Source organism: Pseudomonas sp. NFACC37-1, from assembly GCF_900101575.1.
Taxonomy (GTDB): domain Bacteria; phylum Pseudomonadota; class Gammaproteobacteria; order Pseudomonadales; family Pseudomonadaceae; genus Aquipseudomonas; species Aquipseudomonas fluorescens_AA.
Genome location: NZ_FMUZ01000003.1, coordinates 274,827 through 300,968, shown reverse-complemented (window position 1 = coordinate 300,968; position 26,142 = coordinate 274,827). Strand labels below are relative to the sequence as shown.

At 61.5% G+C, this 26,142-nt stretch carries 24 protein-coding genes; 17 read left to right on the top strand and 7 right to left on the bottom strand.

Annotated elements, in window-relative coordinates:
• Window positions 1-101 precede the first annotated feature (101 nt).
• Both pobA and BLP82_RS05870 read left to right on the top strand, forming a co-directional pair.
• The gene (gene pobA / locus BLP82_RS05875) at window positions 102-1,292 is read left to right on the top strand and encodes a 4-hydroxybenzoate 3-monooxygenase (RefSeq protein WP_092165991.1); all 1,191 of its coding nucleotides are present in this window, start codon (window positions 102-104) and stop codon (window positions 1,290-1,292) included.
• 51 nt (window positions 1,293-1,343) lie between these two features.
• Window positions 1,344-2,879 (top strand): MDR family MFS transporter, encoded by a 1,536-nt coding sequence (locus BLP82_RS05870; RefSeq protein ID WP_170842271.1) that lies wholly within the window; start codon window positions 1,344-1,346, stop codon window positions 2,877-2,879.
• A 190-nt stretch (window positions 2,880-3,069) separates the two neighbouring features.
• Here the strand turns inward: BLP82_RS05870 and BLP82_RS05865 are convergent, their stop codons facing one another.
• The gene (locus BLP82_RS05865; RefSeq protein ID WP_092165987.1) at window positions 3,070-4,419 is read right to left on the bottom strand and encodes a spinster family MFS transporter; all 1,350 of its coding nucleotides are present in this window, start codon (window positions 4,417-4,419) and stop codon (window positions 3,070-3,072) included.
• 359 nt (window positions 4,420-4,778) lie between these two features.
• On the opposite strand from BLP82_RS05865, the gene BLP82_RS05860 reads away from it, so the two are divergent.
• Window positions 4,779-6,956, top strand: a complete 2,178-nt coding sequence (locus tag BLP82_RS05860) for a hypothetical protein (protein WP_092165985.1) — start codon at window positions 4,779-4,781, stop codon at window positions 6,954-6,956.
• Between the two features lie 274 nt (window positions 6,957-7,230).
• Here the strand turns inward: BLP82_RS05860 and BLP82_RS05855 are convergent, their stop codons facing one another.
• Complete coding sequence (locus tag BLP82_RS05855; RefSeq protein WP_053119051.1) at window positions 7,231-7,536, bottom strand: DUF2288 domain-containing protein; 306 nt, start codon at window positions 7,534-7,536, stop codon at window positions 7,231-7,233.
• Window positions 7,537-7,876: 340 nt separating this feature from the next.
• Between BLP82_RS05855 and BLP82_RS05850 the strand changes: the two genes are divergently transcribed.
• From BLP82_RS05850 to BLP82_RS05810, 9 genes are all read left to right on the top strand, one after another.
• Entirely contained in the window at window positions 7,877-9,004 is a 1,128-nt protein-coding gene (locus BLP82_RS05850; RefSeq protein WP_092165983.1) for a branched-chain amino acid ABC transporter substrate-binding protein, read from the top strand.
• A 230-nt stretch (window positions 9,005-9,234) separates the two neighbouring features.
• Entirely contained in the window at window positions 9,235-10,158 is a 924-nt protein-coding gene (gene livH / locus BLP82_RS05845; protein WP_014336891.1) for a high-affinity branched-chain amino acid ABC transporter permease LivH, read from the top strand.
• Entirely contained in the window at window positions 10,155-11,411 is a 1,257-nt protein-coding gene (locus BLP82_RS05840; RefSeq protein ID WP_060738895.1) for a high-affinity branched-chain amino acid ABC transporter permease LivM, read from the top strand. The genes livH and BLP82_RS05840 overlap by 4 nt, the downstream gene beginning before the upstream one ends.
• The gene (gene livG / locus BLP82_RS05835) at window positions 11,408-12,175 is read left to right on the top strand and encodes a high-affinity branched-chain amino acid ABC transporter ATP-binding protein LivG (protein ID WP_060738896.1); all 768 of its coding nucleotides are present in this window, start codon (window positions 11,408-11,410) and stop codon (window positions 12,173-12,175) included. The genes BLP82_RS05840 and livG overlap by 4 nt, the downstream gene beginning before the upstream one ends.
• Entirely contained in the window at window positions 12,176-12,877 is a 702-nt protein-coding gene (locus BLP82_RS05830; RefSeq protein ID WP_003184675.1) for an ABC transporter ATP-binding protein, read from the top strand.
• 353 nt (window positions 12,878-13,230) lie between these two features.
• Complete coding sequence (locus BLP82_RS05825; RefSeq protein ID WP_060738898.1) at window positions 13,231-13,536, top strand: BufA1 family periplasmic bufferin-type metallophore; 306 nt, start codon at window positions 13,231-13,233, stop codon at window positions 13,534-13,536.
• Window positions 13,537-13,561: 25 nt separating this feature from the next.
• Window positions 13,562-14,431, top strand: coding sequence for an MNIO family bufferin maturase (locus BLP82_RS05820; protein ID WP_092165981.1), 870 nt, complete (start codon window positions 13,562-13,564; stop codon window positions 14,429-14,431).
• A complete protein-coding gene (locus tag BLP82_RS05815; RefSeq protein WP_092165979.1) occupies window positions 14,428-15,186 on the top strand; it encodes an HvfC/BufC N-terminal domain-containing protein in 759 nt (252 codons plus the stop codon). Before BLP82_RS05820 ends, BLP82_RS05815 begins: the two co-directional genes overlap by 4 nt.
• On the top strand, window positions 15,183-15,659 hold the full coding sequence (locus BLP82_RS05810; RefSeq protein ID WP_092165977.1) for a DoxX family protein: 477 nt from the start codon (window positions 15,183-15,185) through the stop codon (window positions 15,657-15,659). The genes BLP82_RS05815 and BLP82_RS05810 overlap by 4 nt, the downstream gene beginning before the upstream one ends.
• Window positions 15,660-15,784: 125 nt before the next feature.
• Here the strand turns inward: BLP82_RS05810 and BLP82_RS05805 are convergent, their stop codons facing one another.
• The gene (locus BLP82_RS05805) at window positions 15,785-16,699 is read right to left on the bottom strand and encodes a LysR family transcriptional regulator (protein WP_092165975.1); all 915 of its coding nucleotides are present in this window, start codon (window positions 16,697-16,699) and stop codon (window positions 15,785-15,787) included.
• A gap of 104 nt (window positions 16,700-16,803) precedes the next feature.
• On the opposite strand from BLP82_RS05805, the gene BLP82_RS05800 reads away from it, so the two are divergent.
• From BLP82_RS05800 to BLP82_RS05790, 3 genes are all read left to right on the top strand, one after another.
• Window positions 16,804-17,403, top strand: a complete 600-nt coding sequence (locus BLP82_RS05800) for a short chain dehydrogenase (RefSeq protein WP_092165974.1) — start codon at window positions 16,804-16,806, stop codon at window positions 17,401-17,403.
• 61 nt (window positions 17,404-17,464) lie between these two features.
• Window positions 17,465-18,139 carry a COG3650 family protein gene (locus BLP82_RS05795; protein ID WP_092165973.1) on the top strand — a complete coding sequence of 225 codons (675 nt, stop codon included), beginning with the start codon at window positions 17,465-17,467 and terminating at the stop codon, window positions 18,137-18,139.
• A gap of 73 nt (window positions 18,140-18,212) precedes the next feature.
• A complete protein-coding gene (locus tag BLP82_RS05790) occupies window positions 18,213-19,826 on the top strand; it encodes an NAD(P)/FAD-dependent oxidoreductase (RefSeq protein ID WP_092165972.1) in 1,614 nt (537 codons plus the stop codon).
• Window positions 19,827-19,932: 106 nt separating this feature from the next.
• Here the strand turns inward: BLP82_RS05790 and BLP82_RS05785 are convergent, their stop codons facing one another.
• Window positions 19,933-21,027, bottom strand: a complete 1,095-nt coding sequence (locus BLP82_RS05785; protein WP_092165971.1) for a PLP-dependent cysteine synthase family protein — start codon at window positions 21,025-21,027, stop codon at window positions 19,933-19,935.
• Window positions 21,028-21,296: 269 nt separating this feature from the next.
• On the opposite strand from BLP82_RS05785, the gene nhaA reads away from it, so the two are divergent.
• On the top strand, window positions 21,297-22,484 hold the full coding sequence (gene nhaA, locus BLP82_RS05780) for a Na+/H+ antiporter NhaA (protein WP_092165970.1): 1,188 nt from the start codon (window positions 21,297-21,299) through the stop codon (window positions 22,482-22,484).
• Between the two features lie 949 nt (window positions 22,485-23,433).
• Here the strand turns inward: nhaA and BLP82_RS05775 are convergent.
• Window positions 23,434-23,898: an outer membrane lipoprotein gene (locus BLP82_RS05775; RefSeq protein WP_092165969.1), complete on the bottom strand. Its 465-nt coding sequence runs from the start codon at window positions 23,896-23,898 to the stop codon at window positions 23,434-23,436.
• A 171-nt stretch (window positions 23,899-24,069) separates the two neighbouring features.
• Here BLP82_RS05775 and BLP82_RS05770 point away from each other — a divergent pair, with 171 nt between their 5' ends.
• On the top strand, window positions 24,070-24,354 hold the full coding sequence (locus tag BLP82_RS05770; RefSeq protein ID WP_092165968.1) for a hypothetical protein: 285 nt from the start codon (window positions 24,070-24,072) through the stop codon (window positions 24,352-24,354).
• On the opposite strand, the gene pdxH is transcribed toward BLP82_RS05770, so the two are convergent.
• A complete protein-coding gene (gene pdxH, locus BLP82_RS05765) occupies window positions 24,302-24,949 on the bottom strand; it encodes a pyridoxamine 5'-phosphate oxidase (RefSeq protein WP_060738909.1) in 648 nt (215 codons plus the stop codon). The genes BLP82_RS05770 and pdxH overlap by 53 nt on opposite strands.
• 23 nt (window positions 24,950-24,972) lie before the next feature.
• Window positions 24,973-26,109, bottom strand: coding sequence for an OmpA family protein (locus BLP82_RS05760; protein ID WP_092165967.1), 1,137 nt, complete (start codon window positions 26,107-26,109; stop codon window positions 24,973-24,975).
• Window positions 26,110-26,142: the final 33 nt, after the last annotated feature.

The window sequence follows — 26,142 nt, the reverse complement described above, 5'->3', positions numbered from 1 at the left end:
TCCCCTTCAACTGACAGGTCCGCAAGCGAAAAATGTAGGCACTCGATTTCTAATAATCAACACCGACCCTGGTCGCGTGCTTCGTGCGAGTCATAAGAACAATGAAAACCCTCAAGACCCAAGTCGCTATTATCGGCGCCGGCCCCTCTGGCCTGCTGCTCGGCCAGTTGCTGCACAACGCCGGCATCGACACTGTCATCCTCGAACGCCAGACCCCGGACTATGTACTGGGCCGCATCCGCGCCGGTGTGCTGGAGCAAGGCATGGTCGAACTGCTGCGCCAGGCTGGCGTCGGCCAACGCATGGACGCCGAAGGCCTGCCCCATGACGGCTTTGAACTGGTGCTCAACGATCGGCGGGTGCACATCGACCTCAAGGGCCTGACTGGCGGTAAAAACGTCATGGTCTACGGCCAGACCGAAGTGACCCGTGATCTGATGGCCGCCCGCGAAGCCGCCGGCGCCCGCACGTTGTACCTGGCCAGCAACGCCCAGCCCCACGACATGCAAACCGAGCACCCTTTCGTGACCTTCGAGCATGAAGGGCAAACCTTACGCCTGGACTGCGACTACATTGCCGGTTGCGACGGTTTCCACGGCGTGGCGCGACAGTCCATTCCAGCGGAAAAACTCAAGGTTTTCGAGCGCGTCTACCCGTTTGGCTGGCTCGGCGTGCTGGCTGACACCCCGCCGGTTCACGAAGAGCTGGTCTACGCTCGGCACGCCCGCGGCTTTGCCCTGTGCAGCATGCGCTCCAAGACCCGCACCCGTTACTACCTGCAAGTCCCTGCCGAGGAGCAAGTGGCCGACTGGCCGGACGAGCGTTTCTGGCATGAACTGAAAAAACGCCTTCCCACCGACCTGGCCGAGGCCTTGGTGACCGGCCCATCCATCGAGAAAAGCATCGCGCCGCTGCGCAGCTTCGTGGTCGAGCCGATGCAGTACGGGCGGATGTTCCTGGTGGGCGACGCGGCCCACATCGTCCCGCCGACCGGGGCCAAGGGGCTGAACCTGGCCGCCAGCGATGTCAGCACGCTGTTCAACATCCTGCTCAAGGTCTATCGCGACGGCCGTGTGGACTTGCTGGAGCACTATTCGGCCATCTGCCTGCGCCGCGTCTGGAAAGCCGAACGGTTCTCGTGGTGGATGACTTCGATGCTGCACCGCTTCGACGACGATGCCTTCAACCAGCGCATCAGCGAAGCCGAGCTGGAATATTTCGTCGATTCCGAGGCGGGTCGAAAAACCATTGCGGAAAATTACGTCGGGCTTCCTTACGAGGCTATCGAATAGCCGCCTACCGACTTAAACTGCGGGCTTCGTCCCATTCGCCTCTTCGGCGCAATGCCCGCAGGTTCAGCCGTGACTCAGCTCGATACGCTCCAAGCCCCGAAACCGGCCATCCGCAGTGTGCTGGTGGCCCTGATGCTGGCAATTTTCCTGGGTGCCCTGGACCAGACCATCGTCGCCGTCTCGATGCCGGCCATTTCCGCACAATTTGCCGACGTCAGCCTGCTGGCCTGGGTGATTTCCGGCTACATGGTCGCCATGACCGTGGCGGTGCCCATCTACGGCAAGCTCGGCGACCTCTACGGACGCCGGCCGCTGATGCTGTTCGGCATGGGCCTGTTCACCCTGGCCTCGCTGTTCTGTGGCCTGGCGCAAAACATGGAGCAACTGGTGCTGGCACGGATCGTCCAGGGCATCGGCGCCGGCGGGATGATTTCAGTGAGCCAGGCGATCATCGGCGACATCATCCCGCCCCGCGAACGGGGGCGCTACCAAGGGTATTTCAGCAGCATGTACGCGGTGGCCAGCGTGGCCGGGCCGGTGCTCGGGGGCTACATGACCGAGTACTTGTCGTGGCGCTGGGTGTTCTGGATCAACCTGCCCCTGGGCCTCACGGCCTGGTGGGTGGCCCGACGCACCCTGGTGGGGCTGCCAGTACCGCAACGCACGCCGATCATCGATTACCTGGGCACCGTGTTGCTGATCATTGGCCTGACGGCGTTGCTGCTGGGGATCACCGAGGTCGGCCAGGGCCATGCCTGGCACAGCCGTGAAGTGCTGGGGTTGCTGGGTTGCGCGGGGATAGCCCTGGGGACGTTCGCCTGGTATGAGCGCCGGGCGCGGGAACCGTTGCTGCCGATGCACCTGTTCGCCAACCGCAGCGCGGTGCTGTGCTGGTGCACGGTGTTCTTCACCAGTTTCCAGGCGATTTCCCTGACGGTGCTGATGCCGTTGCGCTTCCAGAGCGTGACCGGCGCCGGTGCCGACAGTGCGGCGTTGCACTTGTTGCCGCTGGCGATAGGGCTGCCGATCGGGGCGTATTTCGCCGGCCGCCGGACCTCGGTCACGGGGCGCTACAAACCGATGATCCTGAGCGGTGCCCTGCTCTTTCCCTTCGCCATCCTCGGCATGGCCTTCACTGCGCCTGACGCGTTCTGGCTCAGCAGCCTGTTCATGCTGCTCAGCGGCATCGCCTCGGGCATGCAGTTCCCCACCTCACTGGTGGGTTCGCAGAACTCGGTACAACAAGCGGATATCGGCGTCGCCACCAGCACCACCAACCTGTTCCGTTCCCTTGGCGGCGCGGTGGGCGTGGCGTTGATGTCGGCCTTGCTGCTGGCCTTGCTGCAGGATTCAAGCCTGGCCCAACTCGCCGGCGCGTCGTTGATCGGTGAAGGACATGCCGGCAACGTCTTGCTGGACGGCCTCAACGCCGCCCCGGGCGAGGCCCAGGAGGCCTTGCGCCGGGCATTGCAGGCGACATTCCGGCATTTGCTGTTGATCAGCGCGGCGGTATCGCTGTTGGGGCTGGCGGCCGCGGTGGCGATGCCCAATCGCTTGCTGCGTGGGCGGGATGAAAAGGTTCGCTAGGCACAATTTCGCTGCCATGCACAACCTGTGGCGAGGGGATTTATCCCCGTTGGGCTGCGCAGCAGTCCTAAACCCTAAAGCACGGTGTGTCAGATTAATTGAGTGCTTTTGGGGGCTGCTTCGCAGCCCCACGGGGATAAATCCCCTCGCCACAAAAGCAGGCCCATCACCGGAGCTGAGTCTGGTGCTATCAAGCCGTCGCCGCGACACCCTGCGACATCACCTCCGCGCTCATCCCGTCCTTCATCCGCTTGGCATCGCGCACGAAGCAGCGTGACGCCAGGAACAGGAACACCATGGTCAAGAGCAGCGCCACCGGGATCAGGTACATCGCATCGTGCAGGCCGATGGCCTTGAATGCTTCGCTCATCTGGTCGACACCCGCGCTGGCCATGGCCGTGCGGGCGAAGTAGTCGGACAAGCCGCCCACCACCACCGGCCCCAGGCCGCCGCCAAGCAAATACAGCCCGGCAAAGTACAACGCCATCGCCGTGGCGCGCAGGCGCGGCTCCACCACGTCCTGGATCGCGGTGTAGACGCAGGTGTAGAAGTTATAGGCAAACAGCCAACCCACGCTGAACACCGCCACGAACACGCCGATTTCAATGCGACCGGCATGCAGGGCCCACGCCGTGGTGACCGTCGAGATCGCCAGGCTGAACGCTGCAAACAGCAGGCGGCCGTTGGGCACGCGCTGGTGAATCTTGTCCGCGACCCAGCCGCCCAGGGTGAGCCCGAACAACCCCGTCACGCCCACCATGATGCCGGTGGCCACGGCCGCCTCGTGCAGTGGCATCAGGAAATAACGTTGCAGCATCGGCACCAGGAAGGAGTTGCAGGCATAGGTGGCGAAGTTGAAGCACAGCCCCGCCAGCACCAGCCACAGGAAGGTGGGAATCGCCAGCACCCGGCGAACCGGCTTGTCGATCTTTTCCTGGGAGACCTGCACGGTTTCCGCCGCGCCACGCTTGGGCTCCTTGATGAAAAACATGAACACCGCCAACACCAGCCCCGGTACCGCCGCGATGAAGAACGGCGCTCGCCAGCTGTCGAACGCCTTGACCATCGCGCCAATGGTGAAAAACGCCAACAGCAGGCCCAGCGGCAGGCCGAGCATGAAGATACCCATCGCCCGCGCCCGGCGGTGGGCCGGGAACAGATCGCCAATCAGTGAGTTGGCGGCGGGTGCGTAGCTGGCCTCGCCGATGCCGACGCCCATGCGCACCACCAGGAACGCCCAGAAACTGCCCACCAGGCCGTTCACCGCCGTCAGTCCGCTCCAGGCCGCCAGGCCCCAGCCCATCAACTTGCTACGCGAACCGGTATCGGCCATGCGCCCCAGCGGCAAGCCGGCAATGGCATAAACGATGGTGAAGGCGGTGCCGATGATGCCGATCTGGAAATCGCTGAGGCTCCACTCCATGCGGATCGGCTCGATGATGATCGCCGGGATGGTGCGGTCGAAGAAATTGAACAGGTTGGCCAGGAACAACAGGAACAGAATGCGCCAGGCATTCGCCGCTTGGGTCGAGTTCTGCATGGGTCCGTCTCTTTTATTGTTATGGGCCAACGGTCCGTGGCCTGGATATGCAATCTAGACAGCGGCACGGAAGCTGTCTCCAATCATTCGCAAGGCTGATACCCGCCCATGGGACGCGGCGCATTTCTTGATGCCGATCAAACTCCTGTAACAATTGCCACCATTTTGCCTTTTGCCGGTTAAAGATCGAAGTCCGGTGGCCGATCCAACGTGATCAGAAAAAGAATATCCCGAGCGCTGCTCAGGCCGCAGCCCTGACCGCTTGGACCGATTTTCGCGTTTACCCAGGCGCGAATTCCCATCCGCGAGCGTTCGATGACCGCATTCGTCGAGCCACCAGTTCAGGCACATGGCGCACAATGACCTCCAAAAAAACAGCCACTGCGGTATCCGATCTGACCTTGAGCCCGGCCGCCAACGGCCCCGAAGTCTCGAAGCCGTCGAGCCCCCCGCGCCCTCTGTCGACCCAGCAGTATCTGTATTTCACCGAAACCAACACCGACCGTATCCTCGATAACCTCGACGGCCTGCGTGACACCGTGTTCCCGCGCCCGCCGCACCTGGTGGACGACGAATACGACCGAGCCCAGCAGGAGTTCCCGTCGGTGTGCCTGATCGGCCTGGGTCGCTGCGGCTCCAACATCGCCCTGGACGTGGCCGAGCTGGTGTACAACGCCCGCAAGTTCTACCTCAACGAATTCAACGCCGAAGACAAAGGCTACAGCGACAAGGGCTACAGCCCCGCACAATGGATCCGCAACAACCTGCGCCTGGGCACCAGCAAGACCAGCAAGCCGGTGTTCCTGGTAGAGCCGCTGGTGATGCTCGGCGACTTGGACAAGGACATCGCCGGGCGCATCCGTTTCTCGCGCAAGGGCGAAAAAAGCGGCTTCTTGCGCGACTACAGCAAAATGAAAATCATGGACCTGTCGGAAGTCCACGCCGGTGGCGCCGGTAACGCGCCGATCCTGGGCCAGTACCTGGCCAAGATCATCCTGAACAAGGACACCCAGCGCTTCTCCAGCCCCGACTGGAAAATGATCCACTCGTACCTGATCGACAGCTGCGGCATCAAGGCCAACCAGTCGCGCCTGTACTTCTCGATCTTCAGCGCCGGCGGCGGTACCGGCTCGGGCATGGCCTCGGAGTTCGGCCTGGCCCAGCAGTACTCGTACATGAACAAGACGTTCGACACCAAGCCGATGGACGAACACGACAGCAAGAGCGGCCACTCCTTCGTCTTCGAGCCGATCTTCACCAGCGGCATCTGCGTGCTGCCGAACATTTCCGACCACCGCAGCGAAATGTCCGAAGCCTTGCACATCAACGCCGGACGCCTGCTGTGCAAGTACCTGTCGGAAGAATGGGATTTCTCTTACAACTTCGCCAACGAAGACAGCAGCGAAGCCAGCGTGATGGGCCGTATCCGCCCGTGGAACGCGATGATGCTGATCTCCAACGACATCATGCGCTACGCCGAAGAAAGCGATGACGGCAACATCCAGAACATTGATGTCAATGCCATGGAGAAGCACGCCAACCAGTACATCTCCCAGCAGATCTTCAACATCCTGACGGCCCAGGCCGTCACCACCGACTACGACCAGAACTACTTCCGCCGTGCCGGCATCGACATCGGCGAAACCATTCGCCTGGACGCCAACGACCTGTTCATGAGCCTGGCCGGCCCGGTGGCAATCGCCTACGCCGAGTCTGTCGTCCCGGAAACCCCGGCACCGAGCGGCGACAAGTTCAAGGTATTCGAGAAAGAGCCGCCGCGCCTGAACATCGACGACCTGTTCTTCCGCTCCATCGACCTGCCGCATTTCAACAAAGTCACCCAGGCCATCGAAGGCATCAGCCTGTTGCCGATCGAATCCAAGCGCTACCGCGCCTCCCTGGAGCAATACAAGAATTCCGGCTACGACGCCGCGGCCCTGCATGACCTGCACTTCTTCAAGAACTGCTCGTCGGTGGTGTCCATCGTCTCCTTGCCCAAGGACTACAAGCTGTCCTACATGGACCTGAACCGGCTCAAGACCCACCTCAACAGCCTGTTCCCCAACACCACGCTCAAGCGTTACGCATTGGTGATCGGTGCCTCGGCGAACCTGTCGCTGACCACCCTGATCGCCAAGAGCCCGTGCCTGTCGGATGATTTCCTGACCCTGATCGTGGCCTTCATCAAACGCTGCTTCGCCCGCACCCCGTACCGTTTCGACGACACCCTGGACAACTCGATCCTGGACTTCATCATCAATGAAGACTTCGACGAAGCACGCATCGACGACCTGCTCAACGAGTTCGAAAACCCGGCGAAGATCCTCGACACCAACTGGTACGCGATCAAGCCGATGTACGAGAAGAAGTACCGCGAGCTGATCAATGACAAGGACAAGTTCGTCTCGATCAACGACATCCGCCTGTCCCGCGACTGCGTGAAGAAATCCATCAAGTACCTGCGCGAGATCTACCGTCACCGCATTGGCAAGACCAAGGTCATTTCCTTGAATAACCATACTGGCAGGACTTACTGAGGCGTTGCCTTAAAAGATCGCAGCCTTCGGCAGCTCCTACGGGCTGCGGTTCACATAAAACCGCGGCGCCCTTGTAGGAGCTGCCGCAGGCTGCGATCTTTTGCTCATCTCAATATCCAGAAACAATTGAGCAGCCCAAAGGCTGCCCAATAAACTGTTCCCGTTACGTATACGTCACCCTGCCCTGTGGCGTTTCGCCACGGCAGGGTGCCATCACGCTACTCACCTACACACTTTTTCAAACACAAAAATGCGAACCAACTTGGTGCACCGATCAATTCGACGCCCTTTCCTGGATCATAATCCACGGCGAAACCACCACCGCCCAAAGCTGCGGATCGCGCTCCAGAAAATCCAGCGCCCGCGTTTCAGACAGCTTGGCGAGCTGGTCGGCGGCCAGCCAGGCGGCGACTTTGGTACCTTCGTCCTGGGCGACGGCCTCGGCGGCGGCGATCAAATCCAGTGCCGGGTCGACCCACAATAGGGCACCCTTGGCAAAGAACGGCTCCAGCTCTTTCCAGGTGATGGATGCGGTTTCTCCAAGCAGCTTGGCATAGAGGGTGCTAGGTTCTTGATTCATGGGACCTGTCCGGAAAAGAAATCGGCGCGAATGATAACGTCGGTGGTCTGGCAGAAAAACCCGGTAGCAAATTGCAGTACCGATTGAAAAGCGCAGGAAAGCCAAGGATTGCCGAAACGACCGGACAAACCCCGCCGCTATTCTGTCTTTTTCTTTCAATTAAGCGACACCCCCAGGTTTTGCCCCCAAGCGCCAGCTTCCCTTGCCAACAATGGGCGCTCTACACTGTACCGGTACAGTTGCCGGGGGCATTTTCCGCGAGGGTATCCAAGATATCTGACCCGGTTCTGCTGCTACGGCGCCAGGACTATAAAAACTACAACAGCATGAGTGGAGCACTATGACTAAGGCTACTAAGCAGATTTCCAAACTGTTTGCCGCTATGGTTCTGGCCGGGGTTGCCAGCCATTCGTTTGCCGCCGACACCATCAAGATCGCCATCGCCGGCCCGAAAACCGGCCCTGTAGCCCAATACGGCGACATGCAGTTCAGTGGCGCGAAAATGGCCATCGAACAGATCAACGCCAAGGGTGGCGTCGACGGCAAGCAGCTCGTCGCCGTCGAGTACGATGACGCCTGTGATCCAAAACAAGCGGTCGCGGTCGCGAACAAAGTCGTCAACGACGGCGTCAAGTTCGTGGTCGGCCACCTGTGCTCCAGTTCCACCCAGCCAGCTTCCGACATCTACGAAGACGAAGGCGTGATCATGATCACCCCGGCGGCCACCAGCCCGGACATCACCGCTCGCGGCTACAAGATGATCTTCCGCACCATCGGCCTGGACAGCGCCCAAGGCCCTGCGGCCGGCAACTACATCGCCGACCACGTCAAGCCAAAGGTCGTTGCGGTCCTGCACGACAAGCAGCAGTACGGTGAAGGCATCGCCAGCGCCGTGAAGAAAACCCTCGAAAGCAAAGGCGTGAAAGTGGCCGTCTTCGAAGGCGTGAACGCCGGCGACAAAGACTTCTCTTCGATGATCGCCAAGCTCAAGCAAGCCAACGTCGACTTCGTCTACTACGGCGGCTACCACCCGGAGCTGGGCCTGATCCTGCGTCAAGCCCAGGAAAAAGGCCTGAAGGCCAAGTTCATGGGTCCGGAAGGCGTGGGTAACGACTCCATCTCGCAAATCGCCAAGGAGTCCTCCGAAGGCCTGCTGGTGACCCTGCCGAAATCCTTCGACCAGGATCCGGCCAACGTTGCCCTGGCTGACGCGTTCAAGGCCAAGAAAGAAGACCCGAGCGGTCCGTTCGTGTTCCCGTCCTACTCTGCTGTCCAGGTGATTGCCCAGGCCATCACTTCGGCCAAGAGCGAAGACGCAGGCAAAGTGGCCGAAGCCATCCACGCCGGCACCTTCAAGACGCCAACGGGCGACCTGAGCTTCGACGCGAAGGGCGACCTGAAGGACTTCAAGTTCGTGGTCTACGAGTGGCATTTCGGCAAACCTAAAACCGAAGCCTCGCCTCAGTAAGGCCTGGCCTGACTGACTGCCAATAAAGCCCACGGCGTGCCGTGGGCTTTGTTTTAAATGTATTGGGCCGCGCTGGCGTGATCCGCCAGTCTCCCCACCTGAAAATCTCAAAACCGTCATCAGCGGTTCGCTGGCAAACCTCGTGTTCGAAGTGGATGCAGATCCACGGGGCCCGGGCGGGAAAATGACTCCACCAGTGAAATGCGTATCAGGTTTTTAGGAGCGCTGTAATGCCTGACATCTATCACTTCTTCCAGCAGCTGGTTAACGGCCTGACCGTTGGCAGCACGTATGCCCTGATCGCCATCGGCTATACGATGGTCTACGGCATCATTGGAATGATCAACTTCGCCCACGGCGAGGTGTACATGATCGGCTCCTACGTGGCGTTCATCGCCATCGCCGGGCTGGCCATGATGGGACTCGACAGTGTCCCGCTGTTGATGACCGCGGCGTTCATCGCGAGCATCGTGGTCACCAGTTCCTATGGCTACAGCATCGAACGGATTGCCTACCGCCCCCTGCGCGGCAGCAACCGTCTGATCCCGCTGATTTCCGCCATCGGTATGTCGATCTTCCTGCAGAACACGGTACTGCTTTCGCAAGACTCCAAGGACAAATCCATTCCCAACCTGATCCCGGGCAACTTTGCCATCGGGCCAGGCGGGGCACATGAAGTGCTGATTTCCTACATGCAAATCGTGGTGTTCGTGGTGACCCTGGTCGCCATGCTCGGCCTCACGTTGTTCATCTCCCGTTCCCGCCTCGGCCGCGCCTGTCGCGCCTGTGCCGAGGACATCAAGATGGCCAACCTGCTGGGCATCAACACCAACAACATCATCGCCCTGACCTTCGTCATCGGTGCGGCCCTGGCGGCCATCGCCGCGGTGCTGTTGAGCATGCAATATGGCGTGATCAACCCCAACGCCGGCTTCCTCGTGGGCCTGAAAGCCTTCACCGCCGCGGTACTGGGCGGCATCGGCAGCATCCCCGGGGCGATGCTCGGCGGGTTGGTGCTGGGCGTGGCGGAAGCCTTTGGCGCCGATATCTTCGGCGACCAGTACAAGGACGTCGTGGCGTTCGGCTTGTTGGTTCTGGTTCTGTTATTCCGGCCGACCGGCATCCTGGGCCGCCCGGAGGTTGAGAAAGTATGACTAGGCATCTCAAATCAGCGCTTTTCAGCGCCCTGCTGGTCTGGGCCGTGGCCTACCCGGTACTGGGTCTTAAACTGACCATCGTCGGCATCAACCTGGAAGTGCACGGCACCAGCCCGGCGATCCTGGCGACCATCGCCGTGTGCTCGCTGCTGATGTTCGTGCGTGTGCTGTTCAGCACGCAGATCAGCGCGGCATGGAAATCTTCGCCCGGCCTGCCGGTGATCCCGGCCAAGGCCAGCCACTTCCTGACCCTGCCGTCGACCCAGCGCTGGATCGTGCTGGGCCTGATCGTCGTGGCCCTGGTGTGGCCGTTCTTCGGCTCTCGCGGCGCGGTGGACATCGCCACGCTGATCCTGATCTACGTGATGCTGGGCCTGGGCCTGAACATCGTCGTAGGCCTGGCCGGCCTGCTGGACCTGGGTTACGTCGGTTTCTACGCCGTCGGGGCCTACAGCTATGCGCTGCTGTCCCACTACTTCGGCCTGAGCTTCTGGATCTGCCTGCCCATCGCCGGGATGATGGCCGCCACCTTCGGTTTCCTGCTGGGTTTCCCGGTCCTGCGCTTGCGCGGCGACTACCTGGCGATCGTGACCCTGGGTTTTGGCGAGATCATCCGCCTGTTCCTGCGCAACCTGACCGACATTACCGGTGGCCCGAACGGCATCAGCAACATCGAGAAACCGACGTTCTTCGGCCTGACCTTCGAACGTAAAGCCGCCGAAGGCCTGCAGACCTTCCACGAGTACTTCGGCCTGGAATACAACTCGATCAACAAGGTGATCTTCCTCTACCTGGTTGCCCTGCTGCTGGCCCTGGCCGCGCTGTTCGTCATCAACCGCCTGCTGCGCATGCCGATCGGCCGCGCCTGGGAGGCACTGCGTGAAGACGAAATCGCCTGCCGTGCCCTGGGTCTCAACCCAACCGTGATCAAACTGTCGGCCTTTACCCTCGGCGCTGCGTTCGCCGGTTTTGCCGGCAGCTTCTTCGCCGCTCGCCAAGGCCTGGTGACGCCGGAATCCTTCACCTTCATCGAGTCGGCGATCATCCTCGCCATCGTGGTGCTGGGCGGGATGGGCTCGCAGTTGGGCGTGATCCTGGCGGCGATCGTGATGATCCTGCTGCCGGAAATGATGCGTGAATTCAGCGAATACCGCATGTTGATGTTCGGCGCCTTGATGGTGCTGATGATGATCTGGCGTCCTCAAGGTCTGCTGCCTATGCAACGCCCCCACATGGAGCTGCGCAAATGAGCCGCGAGATCCTGAAAGTCGAAAACTTGAGCATGCGCTTCGGCGGTTTGCTGGCGGTCAACGGCGTGGCCCTGACCGTGAAAGAGAAGCAAGTGGTTGCCCTGATCGGGCCGAACGGCGCAGGCAAGACCACCGTGTTCAACTGCCTGACCGGCTTCTACCAGCCCACCGGCGGCACCATCCTGCTGGACGGCGAGCCGATCCAGGGCCTGCCCGGCCACCACATCGCCCGCAAGGGTGTGGTGCGTACCTTCCAGAACGTGCGGTTGTTCAAGGACATGACAGCGGTCGAGAACCTGTTGATCGCTCAGCATCGTCATTTGAACACCAACTTCTTTGCCGGCCTGTTCAAGACCCCGGCGTTCCGCAAAAGCGAACGCGAGGCCATGGAGTACGCCGAGTACTGGCTGGACAAGGTCAACCTCACCGAGTTTGCCAACCGTACCGCCGGCACCCTGGCCTACGGTCAGCAACGGCGCCTGGAAATCGCCCGCTGCATGATGACCCGTCCGCGGATCCTCATGCTCGACGAACCGGCCGCCGGCCTGAACCCGAAGGAAACCGAAGACCTGAAGGCCCTGATCGGCGTGCTGCGTGAGGAGCACAACGTCACCGTGCTGCTGATCGAGCACGACATGAAGCTGGTCATGAGCATTTCCGACCACATCGTCGTGATCAACCAGGGCACGCCCCTGGCCGACGGTACGCCGGAACAGATCCGCGACAATCCTGAAGTGATCAAAGCCTACCTGGGGGAAGCGTAAATGCTGCAGTTCGAAAACGTTTCCACCTTCTACGGCAAGATCCAGGCCCTGCACAGCGTCAACGTCGAAGTCCGCCAGGGCGAAATCGTCACGCTGATCGGTGCCAACGGTGCCGGCAAATCCACCCTGCTGATGACGCTCTGCGGTTCGCCCCAGGCCCACAGCGGCAGCATCCGCTACATGGGTGAGGAACTGGTGGGCCAGGACTCTGCGCGGATCATGCGCAAGAGCATCGCCGTGGTACCTGAGGGCCGTCGGGTATTTGCCCGGCTGACCGTGGAAGAAAACCTCGCCATGGGCGGATTTTTCACCGACAAGGGCGACTATCAGGAACAAATGGACAAGGTCCTGCACCTTTTCCCACGCCTGAAAGAACGCTTTACCCAGCGCGGCGGCACCATGTCCGGCGGCGAACAGCAAATGCTCGCCATCGGCCGTGCGCTGATGAGCAAACCCAAGCTGCTGCTGCTCGACGAGCCTTCCCTGGGCCTGGCACCGATCATCATCCAGCAGATCTTCGACATCATCGAACAACTGCGCAAGGATGGCGTGACGGTGTTCCTGGTGGAGCAGAACGCCAACCAGGCGCTTAAAATCGCCGACCGGGCGTACGTGTTGGAGAACGGCCGGGTGGTGATGCAAGGCACCGGTGAAGCGCTGCTGACCGACCCGAAAGTGCGCGAGGCGTATCTGGGCGGTTGAGTCTGTTGCGCTAGAAAACGGCCTTCGGGCCGTTTTTTTTTGCCCGGTTCTCAAGTGAATACAATGGCGGCAGCAATACATTTGTGGCGAGGGGATTTATCCCCGTTGGGCTGCGAAGCAGCCCCAAAAAACAGCTCCGCGGTGTGTCAGGCTGATTGATGCGGAATTGCGAGGGCTGCTTCGCAGCCCAACGGGGATAAATCCCCTCGCCACAGATAACTCTCCTCCGCATTGGATTTCCGAGGTAGGCAAAAAAATCATGCCCCTCGCTGTAACACTTCCCCACCTCCCCTCTCTAGTTCAGCAGACCGGCGCTAACGCCGGTTCATTTCCCTGAAGACTGGAGAATCACCATGACTGCTTCGACCCGCACCCTGTCCGCCGCTGCCTTGGTCCTCGCCCTGGGTTCTGCCCTGAGCATGACAGCCGTCCCGACCGTTCACGCAGCCGACGACACCATGGAAAAATGCTTCGGCGTCGCCCTCAAAGGCAAGAACGACTGCGCCGCCGGCGCCGGCACCACCTGCGCCGGTACCGCAAAAATGGACTATCAGGCCAACGCCTGGAAATCGGTCCCGAAAGGCACTTGCACCACCATGGAAAGCAAAACCTCCCCCACCGGTTTCGGCCAGCTCGAAGCATTCAAAGCCAAGTCCTGATCGCATCCGCCTGAGGCCCGCCACCATGTCGAACACCCCGTCCCTCGCCACCGATAGCCGGCTGCCGCCAAGGGCAGGGCTGGGGCTCAAGAGTGCGCATTTTCGTGAGGTGCTGCAGACCCGACCGGATCTGGGTTTCTTCGAGGTGCACGCGGAAAACTACATGGTGGCCGGCGGGCCGCTTCATCACTTCCTGGGGCTGATACGCGAACAATATCCGCTGTCGTTGCACGGCGTCGGCCTGTCGATCGGTGGGGAGGGGCCGCTGGATGTCACGCATGTGCAGCGCCTGGCCGCACTGATCGAACGCTATCAGCCCCAATCCTTTTCCGAACACCTGGCCTGGTCCAGCCACGGCCCGTTGTTTCTCAATGACTTGCTCCCCCTGGCCTATGACGAAGCAACCCTCGACCGGGTCTGCGCACACATCGACCAGGTGCAATCCAGCCTCAAGCGCACGCTGTTACTGGAAAACCCGGCCACCTACCTGGCCTTTGAAACCTCGACCTTCGACGAGCCACAGTTCATGAGCGAAGTGATCCGTCGCACCGGCTGCGGCCTGCTGCTGGATGTGAACAACGTCTACGTTTCGTGCGTCAACCACTGCCGCGACCCACTGGCCTACCTCGACGCCCTGCCCCTGCAAGCGACCGGCGAAATCCATCTGGCCGGTTTTGCCGAAGACACCGACAGCCTTGGCGAGCGCCTGTTGATAGACGATCACGGCGCACCCGTCGACCACGCGGTCTGGCAACTGTATCTCCAGGCACTGGAACGGACCGGGCCAGTCGCCACCTTGATCGAGCGCGACAACCACGTCCCTGCATGGGAAGTGCTGCTGGCCGAAGCACGCCAGGCCGATCAACTGTTGAGCACCGCTGGAGCCCGGCCATGAACAACCAGCACGCCTTTGCCACCGCCCTGCTCGACCCGCGCAAGGCGTGTCCGCCGGGCCTGGTCAGCGCCAATGGGGCGGCTCCGGAAAGCCGTTTCGCGGTGTACCGCAACAACGTGCTCAGCTCATTGATCAACGCCCTGGTCGACAACTACCCGGTGGTGGCGCAACTGGTGGGCGAGGCATTCTTCCGGGCCATGGCCGGGGTCTTTGTCCAATCGACGCCGCCGCGCAGCCCGGTGATGAACGACTACGGTGGCGACTTTGCCGAGTTCATCGAACACTTCGAACCCGCCGCCAGCGTGCCTTACCTGGCGGATGTCGCCCGGCTGGAGCGATTGCACGTGCAAGCCTGGCATGCCGCCGACGCCGAGCCCATGGCGCAAGAACGAATCGTGGCGGCGCTGTCGTCCCCCACGCTGGCGGGGCACCTGAAGATCGGGCTTCACCCGTCACTGCGGCTGCTGCAATCCCCCTACGCCGTGGTGACGATCTGGGCCGCCCATCAGCACGAGACACCGGTGCCGTTCGAAGCGTTTTCTGCGCAAAACGCCTTGGTGCTACGCAACGGTCTTGAGGTGCAAGTGTTCGCGATCAATCACGCGGCCCATGGGTTCATCACCGCCCTGCAACAGGGGCTGTCCCTGGCCGCTGCCATTGAAGCCTCAACCGACCTCGACCTGGAACAGACCCTGGCGGGGCTCATTCGTCACAGAGCTATCACTTACCTCCTAGCTGAACAGGTATCCCCATGAACGCCCTGATTGCCGGCTCCATTCAATGGCTGGAGAAAATCCCCCACAGCCTGATCGCCTTCGTCGCACGCTTCTCGATTGCCGCCGTGTTCTGGAAATCCGGCCAGACCAAAATCGAAGGACTGGCCATCGACCTGTTCGACGGCACCTTCCAGATCGGTCTACCGCGGCTGGCGGACTCGACCATCCCCCTGTTCAAAAGCGAATATGCCTTGCCGCTGCTGTCGCCGGAACTGGCCGCGCACCTGGCGGCCTCTGCCGAGCATGTCTTCCCGGTGATGATCCTGCTTGGCCTGGCGACACGCTTTTCAGCGCTGGCCTTGCTGGGCATGACCATGACCATCCAGGTATTCGTCTACCCCGCCGCCTACCCGACCCATGGCACCTGGGCGGCGGTCTTGCTCTACCTGATGGCCCGTGGACCGGGGGTGTTGTCGATCGATCACCTGATAGCCAAGCGTTACGCCCACTGACTGCGACTGGAACGCCTGTGGGAGCGGGCTGGCTCGCGAAGGCGGTGGGTCAGCTTGCAACAATGTTGAATGTGCAATTGCGTTCGCGAGCAAGCTCGCTCCCACAAGGAGTAACAATGGCCGGGTTATCGCTGTAGCCGATCCAACGCCTCGCCACTGCGCTTGAACCAGTCGATCAAATAGTCGGCCAGCACCTGTGTACGCTTGGGCAGGCCGCCCTGGTACGGGTGCACCAGGTACATCGGCATGCGCCGGGTCTGGTAGTCGCGCAGCAGCCAATGCAGGCGTCCGTCAGCCAACTCTTCATGCAGCAGGTACGACGGCAGCCGGGCGATTCCGGCACCGGCCAGGGCGGCTTTTTTCAGTAGGCTGTAGTGATTGCTGGCGAACGGCCCCGACACTCGGACCCGCAACAGTTCGTGTTGTTGGTGGTAAAGCCATTCTTCCCGGCCGCTGTAGTGGCTGTTGAGCAAACAGCGGTGCTCGGCCAGGGCCTGGGGCGTCTCAGGCGCGCCATAGTGCTCGAGGTAGGCCGGGCTGGCGCAGGTCATTTCGTGCCACGCCAACAATGGCCGGGCCACCAGCCGCTCATCGATGGCGGCGTCGGAACGGATCGCCAGGTCGAAACCATCGCGGCTCAAGTCACGGTAACCGTTGTTGAGCTCCAGTTCGATCTGCACGTTGGGATACGTGCGAGCGAACTCCATCAGCAAGCCCTCGAAGAATGTTTCACCCAACGAAACCGGAACCGTCATACGCACCGGCCCGGAAATGTCATCCTTCAACCGGGCCAATGCCTGACGCGCCCTTTCCACCTGCACCAGCAGCGCCTGGGCCTGAGGCAACAGCGCCGCCCCTGCCGCCGTGAGGCTCAAGCGCCGTGTGGTGCGTTGCAGCAACACCACCGAAAACCGACTCTCCAACAGGCTGATGCGCTTGGACAACTGGCCCTTGCTGCACCCCAATTGCTGGGCCGCCAAGGTAAAACTGCCGGCCTCCATCAACACGGCGAACGCCGCCAGGTCATCCATCTCGCTCATTGGATTGTTTCCAAATGAAAACCAAAGGTTGCCTATTAGCACGATTATCAATGGAAAGAACCCCTCTAGACTGAAAACTCGTTCAACCCATCAAGGAACAGCTCATGAAAATCTTGTTGATCGGCGCCAACGGCACCATCGGTTCGGCCATTGATAAAGAACTGTCGCCCCGCCACGAAATCGTTCGGATCGGTCGCCACAGCGGTGAATTGCAGGTGGATATCAGCGACAGCACCTCGATTCGCACCCTGTTCGAAAAGACTGGCCGTTTTGACGCCCTGGTCTGCGCCGCCGGCAACGTCACCTTTGCGCCCCTGGCCGACATGACCGAAGACAGCTTTGCCCTGGGCTTGAAAGACAAGCTGATGGGCCAGGTCAACCTGCTGCTGATCGGTCGCGAATTCGCCAATGACGGCGCATCCTTCACCTTCACCACCGGCGTACTCAGCCACGATCCGATCAAGAGCGGTGTTTCGGCGGCCCTGGTCAACGGCGCCCTGGACAGTTTCGTGCGCGCCGCGGCAATCGAGTTGCCACGGGGCATGCGGGTCAACTCGGTGAGCCCGAACGTGCTGCTGGAAGCCATGGACAAATACGCGCCTTATTTCCGCGGCTTCAAACCCGTCCCCGCAGTGGATGTAGCATTGGCCTACGCCAAGAGCGTCGAAGGCCTGCAAACCGGTCAGACCTTTCACGTGGGCTAACACCCCTTGTGATGCAGGATCAGTCTGAGTAACGTGGCGGCACTTGTCTGGAGACCCAATAATGCGTGCCGCCCGCTCCCTGCTGTTTGTCGCCCTCCTGCCGCTGTTCACCGGCTGCCAATTGCTCGACACCCCACGTCAGAGCGCCTCCCACGCCGGCCAGACACGCCTGCAGGGCGAACTCACGGCGGCCGATGGCAAACTGGTGTTCCAGCCGTGCCAGGAACAGCGCCGCTACATCGTCAACGACAGCGGTGGCACCAGTGTGCTGCAACAGGCCGCCAGCCTGGCCGATGACCAGGGCAAGCTGTTTGCCGATGTTCGTGGCCGTATCGTTTCCAGCGCAGCGGCCGGCACCGACAGTCAGTTGGACGTTGAACAGCTGTATCGCCTGGAACGCTCGGGAACGGCTTGCGAAGACGTCGACTTCAAACGCGTGATCCTGCGCGCCGCGGGACACAGCCCGGAATGGACGCTCAAGGCCAGCGGCAAGGGCCTGGTGCTGGACCGCGAAGGCCAGCCGCCGCTGGCGGTGCCTTACGTCGAGGAGCAATTGGGCGATGGCCGCTTCAACCTGGGCACCGAGGCCAACGGCCAGAAAGTCGAGCTGTGGGTCACACCTGCCCGTTGCGTCGACAGCGTCAGCGACAGCGTGCAACACATGAGCGCCGAGTTGCGGGTCAACGGCCAGGTCCAACGCGGCTGCGCCTACTTCGGTGGCGCGCGCGACGACTGATTCACAGCTTTTGGCTTATAATCGCCGGTTCACGCCCTGGTGCAGTTGTGCATCCCGCGAACCGGACCCCGCCATGTTACGAATCACCGAACTCAAGCTGCCGATCGATCACCCCGAAGAAGACCTGCGCCCTGCCATCGTGCAGCGCCTGGGCATCGCCAGCGATGACCTGCTCGACTTCACCCTGTTCAAGCGCAGCTACGATGCGCGCAAGAAATCCTCCGAACTGTGCTTCATCTACACCATCGACCTGACGGTGCGTGATGAAGCCAGCCTGCTGCGCAAGTTCGCCGATGACCGTAACGTCAACGAAGCGCCGGATGTCAGCTACAAAGTGGTGGGCCAGGCCCCGGCCGACTTGAGCGAGCGGCCGATCGTGGTCGGCTTCGGCCCGTGCGGGATTTTCGCCGCCCTGTTGCTGGCGCAGATGGGGTTCAAGCCGATCATCCTCGAACGTGGCCCGGAAGTGCGCCAGCGCACCAAGGACACCTGGGGCCTGTGGCGCAAAAGTGTGCTCAACCCCGAGTCCAATGTGCAGTTCGGTGAAGGCGGCGCAGGGACGTTTTCCGACGGCAAGCTCTACAGCCAGATCAAGGACCCTAAATTCCTTGGCCGCAAGGTCCTGCACGAATTCGTCAAGGCCGGGGCGCCGGAAGAAATCCTCTATGTCAGCAAGCCGCACATCGGCACGTTCCGCCTGACAGGCGTGGTGGAAACCATGCGTGAGCAGATTCGCGCCCTGGGCGGCGAAGTACGCTTCCAGCAACGGGTCACCGATGTGCTGATCGAGGACGGCCAACTGATCGGCGTCGAACTGGCCGGCGGTGAACGCATTCATTCGAAACACGTGATCCTGGCCCTCGGCCACAGCGCCCGGGACACCTTCCGTATGCTCCACAGCCGTGGCGTATACATGGAAGCCAAGCCGTTCTCGGTGGGTTTCCGCATTGAACACCCGCAATCGCTGATCGACAGCGCGCGGCTGGGCAAGTACGCCGGCCATCCGAAACTCGGCGCCGCCGACTACAAACTGGTGCACCACGCCAAGAATGGCCGCTCGGTGTACAGCTTCTGCATGTGCCCGGGCGGTACGGTGGTAGCGGCGACGTCCGAGCCGAACCGCGTCGTCACCAACGGCATGAGCCAGTATTCGCGCAATGAGCGCAACGCCAACTCTGGCATCGTCGTCGGCATTACCCCGGAAGTGGATTATCCGGGTGGCCCGCTGGCCGGTATCGAGTTGCAGGAACGCCTGGAATCCCACGCGTTCGTGCTCGGCGGCAGCAACTACGAGGCCCCGGCGCAACTGGTGGGCGATTTCATCGCCGGCAAGCCGTCTACGGCACTGGGCAGCGTCGAACCTTCCTACAAGCCTGGGGTATCCCTGGGTGATCTGGCCCTGGCCTTGCCGGACTTCGCCATCGAAGCCATCCGCGAAGCCTTGCCGGCGTTCGAGAAACAGATTCGCGGCTACTCGCTGCACGACGCCGTGCTGACCGGCATCGAAACCCGCACGTCATCGCCCCTGCGCATCACCCGCAACGAATCGCTGCAGAGCCTGAACGTCAAGGGTCTGTTCCCGGCGGGTGAAGGCGCCGGTTATGCGGGCGGGATCCTGTCGGCGGGAGTGGACGGGATTCGGATTGCCGAGGCGGTGGCGCGGGATATCCTTGGCCTCGAGGCCTGAGGGGACACTGCTGTTCACTCAAGGCAGCCACAGGCCCAAGTAAACAGCTTTACCCTGTGGGAGCGAGCTTGCTCGCTCCCACAGGGGATCTCAGGGTTTTCAAGATTCAGATATTGGCCCGCAACACACTCTCCGGCAGTGCCGCGCCCCGCTCCACACTCGCCGCCACGATGTCCATCAGCCCGCTCAACTCATAGCCTTGGGCCTTGAGCCATGCCGGGTCGTAATAGGTGGTGGCGTAGCGCTCGCCGCCGTCACACAAGATCGCCACGATCGACCCCGACTCCCCCGCATCCGCCATCTGCCGGGCCGCCATGAGTGCACCGATCAGGTTGGTGCCGCTGGACCCGCCGACCCGTCGTCCCAGACGCTCGGCCAGGTAATGCATGGCTGCCAGCGACAAGGCGTCCGGCACCTTGACCATCGCATCGATGACGTTCGGCAGGAACGACGCTTCGACTCGCGGCCGGCCGATACCCTCGATGCGTGAACCGCAATCCAGGCGCAGGCTGGCGTCGCCACTGCGGTAGTAATCGAAGAACACCGAACGCTCGGCGTCGGCACACAGCACGCGGGTGCCATGCTGGCGGTAACGGACATAACGTCCCAGGGTGGCCGTGGTGCCGCCCGTGCCGGGGCTGGAGATCAGCCAAGTGGGTTCCGGATGCCGCTCGAAGCGCATCTGCTGGAAGATCGATTCGGCAATGTTGTTATTGGCCCGCCAGTCCGTGGCCCGCTCGGCATAGGTGAATTGGTCGATGAAATGCCCGTCATGCTCGCGGGCCAGGCGCTCGGATTCGGCGTAGATCTGCGTAGGATCATCCACCAGGTGACTCTGGCCGCCATAGAAAGCGATCTGTGCGATTTTTTCCCTGGAGGTGGTCGCCGGCATCACCGCAATGAACGGCAGGCCCAGTAACCTGGCGAAGTAAGCCTCGGAAATCGCCGTCGAGCCGCTGGAGGCCTCGATCACCGGCGCACCGGGCTTGAGCCAGCCATTACACAATGCGTAGAGAAACAGCGAGCGGGCCAACCGATGCTTGAGGCTGCCGGTGGGATGACTGGACTCATCCTTGAAGTACAGCTCGATGCCCGGCAGGCCAGGCAGCGGCAGCGGAATCAGGTGGGTATCGGCGCTGCGCTGGAAGTCTGCCTCGATGATGCGGATCGCTTCACGGACCCACTGGCGGTGGTCGTTCATGGTGTGTTTGCTCACTGATCGTGTTCGGCGTGGGGAGATCACGCGGTCGTGCAGGCACGGCTGGAGTTCGGAAAAACCAGACGCCAGCTTAGGAAAAAACCGACATCACGCACAGGTACAGCTAAGGTCCAATATGGCCCGTAACTGCCAACTGCGTGGAGCAGGCCTTGTAACGACATATAACAAAAAAGAATATAACTTTTGTTTTAACAACTAACAGTACGGGTTAGGGTGTGCCATCTTTTTGATTCGATACATGGAGAGCGATCGTGGCTCTACGCAATTCTCTGACACGTTTTTTTCAACTGGAGGCTGCCAGCGGCCTGCTGCTGATCGCCGCCGCCGTACTGGCCCTGGTCATCAACAACTCACCGCTGTCCTGGTTGTATAACGGCCTGCTGGACACCCCGGTGGTCGCCCAGGTGGGCGCACTGAAGATCGCTAAGCCCCTGCTGCTATGGATCAACGACGGCCTGATGGCGTTGTTCTTCCTGCTCATCGGCCTCGAGGTCAAGCGTGAGGTTCTCGATGGGCAGTTATCCAAACCTTCGCAAATCGTCCTGCCGGGCGCGGCGGCGATTGGTGGCATGGTGGTGCCGGCGCTGATCTACTGGTTTCTCAACCGCGATAACCCGCCCGCCCTCGCCGGCTGGGCAATTCCGACGGCCACCGACATCGCATTCGCCCTCGGCGTGCTGGCCTTGCTCGGCAAGCGGGTGCCGGTGTCGCTCAAACTGTTCCTGATGACCCTGGCAATCATCGATGACCTGGGCGCCATTATCATCATCGCCATCTTCTATTCCGGCGCCCTGTCGACCTTGTCGCTCATGCTGGCAGCCGCCTGCATCGCCGCGCTGGTGGCGATGAACCGGATGGGCGTGGTCAAGCTCGGGCCCTACATGGTGGTGGGCCTGATCCTCTGGGTCTGCGTGCTCAAGAGCGGTGTCCATGCCACGCTGGCCGGGGTAACCCTGGCGTTCTGCATTCCGCTGCGCACGAAAAACGCCGAGACTTCGCCGCTGCTCACCTTGGAACATGCCCTGCATCCCTGGGTGGCCTATGGCATCCTGCCGCTGTTCGCCTTCGCCAACGCCGGCCTGTCCCTGAGCGGCGTCACCGTCGAGAGCTTCACCCATCACGTGCCGATGGGCATCGCCATCGGCCTGTTGCTGGGCAAGACCGTCGGCGTCTTCGGCCTGACCTGGCTGGCGGTGAAAATCGGCATCGCCAGCCTGCCCACCGGCGCCAATTGGGGCCAGGTACTGGGCGTGGCGATCCTGTGCGGGATTGGTTTCACCATGAGCCTGTTCGTCGGCTCCCTGGCGTTCGAACCGGGTGTGAGTGACTACGCTGGCATGGACCGGATGGGAATCCTCACCGGTTCGATCCTGGCGGCGCTGCTGGGTTATGCGGTGACGGCGGCGGCCAGTCGTAAGCAGCCCGCATTGCCTGGTTGATCCTTACTTCTGCGTTAGCGTCTTGAGAGCCATGAGAGGTTAAGGAATGGTGTGTATATCCGTTTCTGCGGTAACGGCCACTTATGGTTTCGCTTTTACAGCGACTCACTTTCGAAAAGCGCGAAAGTAAGCAAAGCGCTCCTGCCCCACCACTCGGCACCTCGCGTAGGCTCGGTGTGCCCTCACTCCGGCATTGCTCCGTGGGCCGCCGCGAAGGGCCATCCATGGCCCAGCGCGGCTACCTCGGCATCCATGCCGAGGTGCCCACTGCGCAATGCCTGCGTTCGGCCAGCGTGGTTTAACGGGGCGCCGAGATCAACGTCCACCGCGAGGCGGCCTAGTAGCCGACCTGGTTTTGGGTGAACGTGTTTCTCCTGTGGGCGAGCTTGCTCGCGATGAGGCCAGCAAGCCCAGCTTCCATGTGACTGAACCACCGCCATCGCGAGCAGGCTCGCTCCCACATTCAATCTTCAGCGGACACAAAATTCATATTCAACACAGACCTCCTGTGGGGGCGAGCTTGGTCGCAAAGAGGCCGGTACATCCACATAATCATCGACTGTGACGCCGCCTTCGCGAGCAAGCCCGCTCCAACAGAAGAAACGCGGTCCCACCAAGAACTAGGTCGGCTACTAGGCCGCCTCGCTTCGGCTTTTGATCTGGGGCGCCCCGTTAAACCACGCTGGCCGAACGCAGGTATTGCGCAGTGGGCATCCCGGCATGGATGCCGGGATAGCCGCGCTGGGCCATGGATGGCCCTTCGCGGCGGGCCCACGGAGCAATGCCGGAGTGAGGGCATGCCGAGCCTAGGCGAGGCACCGAGTGGTGGGGCAAGAGCGTTTTGGTTACTTTTGCGCTTTTCAAAAGTGACCCGCTGTAAGAGCGGAACCATAAGTAGCCGTTACACCAGCAACGGATATACACACAACTCTGGAATCCCTCCCGTAAATTAGTGCGTTACGCGACTCGTACCATCCACAGTGGCAATACGAACCCGCTCACCCACACGGAACACCTCGTTTTCCTGAACCTGCTGCACATAGGCACGCATGCTGCCGTCATCTTCACGAACGGTAATTTCCACACCCTGGGTTCGGGTCAGGCCTTCCTCAGTGGCGGAACCAATCAAGCCGCCCGCCACGGCGCCGATCACGGCGGCGACGATGCTGCCACGGCCACCACCGATGGCGCTGCCGCCCACACCACCGACCACGGCACCGGCCGCACCGCCGATAGGGGTCTTGGTGCCTTCGATCTTGACCGGGCGCAAGGCTTCGATCGTGCCCATGCGAATCGTCTGCACGCGACGCGCTTCGTCACGGGAGTAGGAATCACCGGTCAGGCTCGACTGACAACCAGTGAGCAACATCGCCATCGTGGAAAAGGAAGCAACCAGCAAAACAGACTTACGCATAGCATCAAACTCCAAAAGACAGGGATTCATTAAACTCCGCAGCTTGACGCCTGTCACGGCCTCGCCGGGATAAAATTGCTTTCATTCAGGTGGGATACAGGCGCGCCCGAAAAATTCACCAAACAGTAGCGTCAATTTCCGAAACCTGCGTCATCAACCCTGGAATTTTTCATGGATTATTTCATTATCGTCGCCACCACCGTGGCCGGTTTGTACTTCCACTGGTGGTTGTACGTGCGGATCAAACGCTGGGTGGATCGCGATCTGGCACTTTCGCTGGCGGGGCCCGATGGGCAGAAGAAAACCTACATGCTGCAACAATTGGCCCGCGCCCAGGCCCAAGGCATCAAGCGCCGTGACCTGCCGCAATGGCTCCAGACCGCCGCGGCAGGTTATCCCGACGCTAAGGCGCCAGACGCTCGCGAGTCCACTGCGCCCCTTGCAGGCGATAGTTGAGGCGATCATGCAGGCGGCTCGGCCGGCCCTGCCAGAACTCGATGCGTTCGGGCAGCAGGCGATAACCGCCCCAATGCTCGGGGCAGTGTGGCTGGCTGTCGCTGAAACGCTGCTCGGTGGCCTTGAGCAGGTCTTCAAGTTCGTCGCGCCCGGCAATCACCCGGCTCTGGGGTGAGGCCCAGGCGCCGAGACGGCTGCCCAGCGGGCGAACCTGGTAATAAGCGTCCGACTCTTGCGCCGTAACCTTGACCACTTTGCCTTCGATGCGTACCTGGCGTTCCAGGGCTGGCCAGAAAAACGTCATGGCCGCAAATGGATTAGCGGCCAATTGCTGGCCCTTGGCGCTGTCGTAGTTGGTGAAGAACGTGAAGCCCTGGGCATCCAAGCCCTTGAGCAGCAGGATCCGGCAGTGCGGACGTCCCTGCGCATCCACCGTGGCCAGGGTCATGGCATTGGCCTCCACCGGGGCCTGTTCGGTCTTTACCGCGTCGGCGAACCATTGGTGGAACAGTGCAAACGGCTCGGCCGGGGCTTGCGCCTCGGTCAAGCCTTCGCGGGTGTAGTCGCGGCGCATATCAGCCAGCGGTTGGGTCATGGCGCATTCCTTGAGTTAGCCCATCACTGCTTCGGGGTATCGGCGGCCGCGACTTTCTTGGTATCGGTAGCGGCTTTGGTCGGTTGAGGCTTCTTCGCTGGGGTAGCGGGCTTGGCCGCGACCTTCTTTGCAGGCGCCTTGACCGCAGCTTTTTTGGCCGGTGCTTTCTTGGTCGAGGATTTGGAGGTCGAGGCCACCGCTTTTTTTGCTGCGGGCGCAGGCGCCGGGGCAGCGGGCTTCACATCCTGGGCTGCAACCATCGTCACTGGGGCCGGAGCCGGCATGTTGTACTTGCTCAGCAGCGCAACCATGGTGTTGGCCGGCGTGACCAGCAACTCCACACGACGATTCAAGGCGCGGCCCTCAACGCTGTCGTTGGCCGCACGCGGTGCCACCGCCCCCATGCCGCGCAGCATCAGGCGATCACGTTGCAGGCCGCTGAGGCGGAAAATCGCCGCCACGGACTGGGCACGCTCCTGGCTGAGCTTGAGGTTGGCCGGTGCGGCCCCCGAGGTGTCGGCGTGACCAAGGATCAGTACGGCAGTCTTCGGGTCGGCTTCAAGGATCTTCGCCACGCGGGTGAACGGGCCGAGGGTCACGGGCAGCAACATGGCCGGACGGTCCGGGTTGAAAGAGCCGTCCACGGGCGCGGTGACCACCAGCACATTGTCGCGGCGCTCAAGCTCGAGCTTGCTGTCCTGGATCGCCGTGCGCAGCTTCGGCTCGTAGTCGTCGAGCCAGGCCTGGGTGACTTTCGGATCGGGCATCGGCACCGCCTTGGCGGTTTCCTGATCCTTGCCACCGAACGGCCACCACCACTTGCCGTTGCTTTCGGCTTCAGCCTTGGCAACAGCTGTCGGCGCCTTGGCCTCAGGCTTGGCTTGCGCTTCTGCCTTTGCTTCGACTTTTCTGGCGGCGTCTGCGGCGGTTTCCTCGGAAGAGAACGGCCACCACCAGTGGCTGGCGCCCTCGGCCTTGGCTTGCGGTGCGACAGCGGCAGGCTTCAGGGGCGCCGCTGGCGCCGTTTCCTTGGCCGCCACCTTGTCGGAGGAGCCGAACGGCCACCAGCCGCCGCTGCCCTCGGCATCATTTTGTGGGGTTTGTGCGCAACCAGTGATAGCGAAGCACAGCGCCAGAGCGAGGGTTTTATTCGATGACATTGGATATCCACAAAATGATCTAAATGAAAAAAC

Coding starts and splice junctions, on each gene's coding strand:
- pobA (WP_092165991.1), top strand. CDS start 102: ATGAAAACCCTCAAGACCCAAGTCGCTATTATCGGCGCCGGCCCCTCT.
- BLP82_RS05870 (WP_170842271.1), top strand. CDS start 1,344: ATGCCCGCAGGTTCAGCCGTGACTCAGCTCGATACGCTCCAAGCCCCG.
- BLP82_RS05865 (WP_092165987.1), bottom strand. CDS start 4,419: ATGCAGAACTCGACCCAAGCGGCGAATGCCTGGCGCATTCTGTTCCTG.
- BLP82_RS05860 (WP_092165985.1), top strand. CDS start 4,779: ATGACCTCCAAAAAAACAGCCACTGCGGTATCCGATCTGACCTTGAGC.
- BLP82_RS05855 (WP_053119051.1), bottom strand. CDS start 7,536: ATGAATCAAGAACCTAGCACCCTCTATGCCAAGCTGCTTGGAGAAACC.
- BLP82_RS05850 (WP_092165983.1), top strand. CDS start 7,877: ATGACTAAGGCTACTAAGCAGATTTCCAAACTGTTTGCCGCTATGGTT.
- livH (WP_014336891.1), top strand. CDS start 9,235: ATGCCTGACATCTATCACTTCTTCCAGCAGCTGGTTAACGGCCTGACC.
- BLP82_RS05840 (WP_060738895.1), top strand. CDS start 10,155: ATGACTAGGCATCTCAAATCAGCGCTTTTCAGCGCCCTGCTGGTCTGG.
- livG (WP_060738896.1), top strand. CDS start 11,408: ATGAGCCGCGAGATCCTGAAAGTCGAAAACTTGAGCATGCGCTTCGGC.
- BLP82_RS05830 (WP_003184675.1), top strand. CDS start 12,176: ATGCTGCAGTTCGAAAACGTTTCCACCTTCTACGGCAAGATCCAGGCC.
- BLP82_RS05825 (WP_060738898.1), top strand. CDS start 13,231: ATGACTGCTTCGACCCGCACCCTGTCCGCCGCTGCCTTGGTCCTCGCC.
- BLP82_RS05820 (WP_092165981.1), top strand. CDS start 13,562: ATGTCGAACACCCCGTCCCTCGCCACCGATAGCCGGCTGCCGCCAAGG.
- BLP82_RS05815 (WP_092165979.1), top strand. CDS start 14,428: ATGAACAACCAGCACGCCTTTGCCACCGCCCTGCTCGACCCGCGCAAG.
- BLP82_RS05810 (WP_092165977.1), top strand. CDS start 15,183: ATGAACGCCCTGATTGCCGGCTCCATTCAATGGCTGGAGAAAATCCCC.
- BLP82_RS05805 (WP_092165975.1), bottom strand. CDS start 16,699: ATGAGCGAGATGGATGACCTGGCGGCGTTCGCCGTGTTGATGGAGGCC.
- BLP82_RS05800 (WP_092165974.1), top strand. CDS start 16,804: ATGAAAATCTTGTTGATCGGCGCCAACGGCACCATCGGTTCGGCCATT.
- BLP82_RS05795 (WP_092165973.1), top strand. CDS start 17,465: ATGCGTGCCGCCCGCTCCCTGCTGTTTGTCGCCCTCCTGCCGCTGTTC.
- BLP82_RS05790 (WP_092165972.1), top strand. CDS start 18,213: ATGTTACGAATCACCGAACTCAAGCTGCCGATCGATCACCCCGAAGAA.
- BLP82_RS05785 (WP_092165971.1), bottom strand. CDS start 21,027: ATGAACGACCACCGCCAGTGGGTCCGTGAAGCGATCCGCATCATCGAG.
- BLP82_RS05775 (WP_092165969.1), bottom strand. CDS start 23,898: ATGCGTAAGTCTGTTTTGCTGGTTGCTTCCTTTTCCACGATGGCGATG.
- BLP82_RS05770 (WP_092165968.1), top strand. CDS start 24,070: ATGGATTATTTCATTATCGTCGCCACCACCGTGGCCGGTTTGTACTTC.
- pdxH (WP_060738909.1), bottom strand. CDS start 24,949: ATGACCCAACCGCTGGCTGATATGCGCCGCGACTACACCCGCGAAGGC.
- BLP82_RS05760 (WP_092165967.1), bottom strand. CDS start 26,109: ATGTCATCGAATAAAACCCTCGCTCTGGCGCTGTGCTTCGCTATCACT.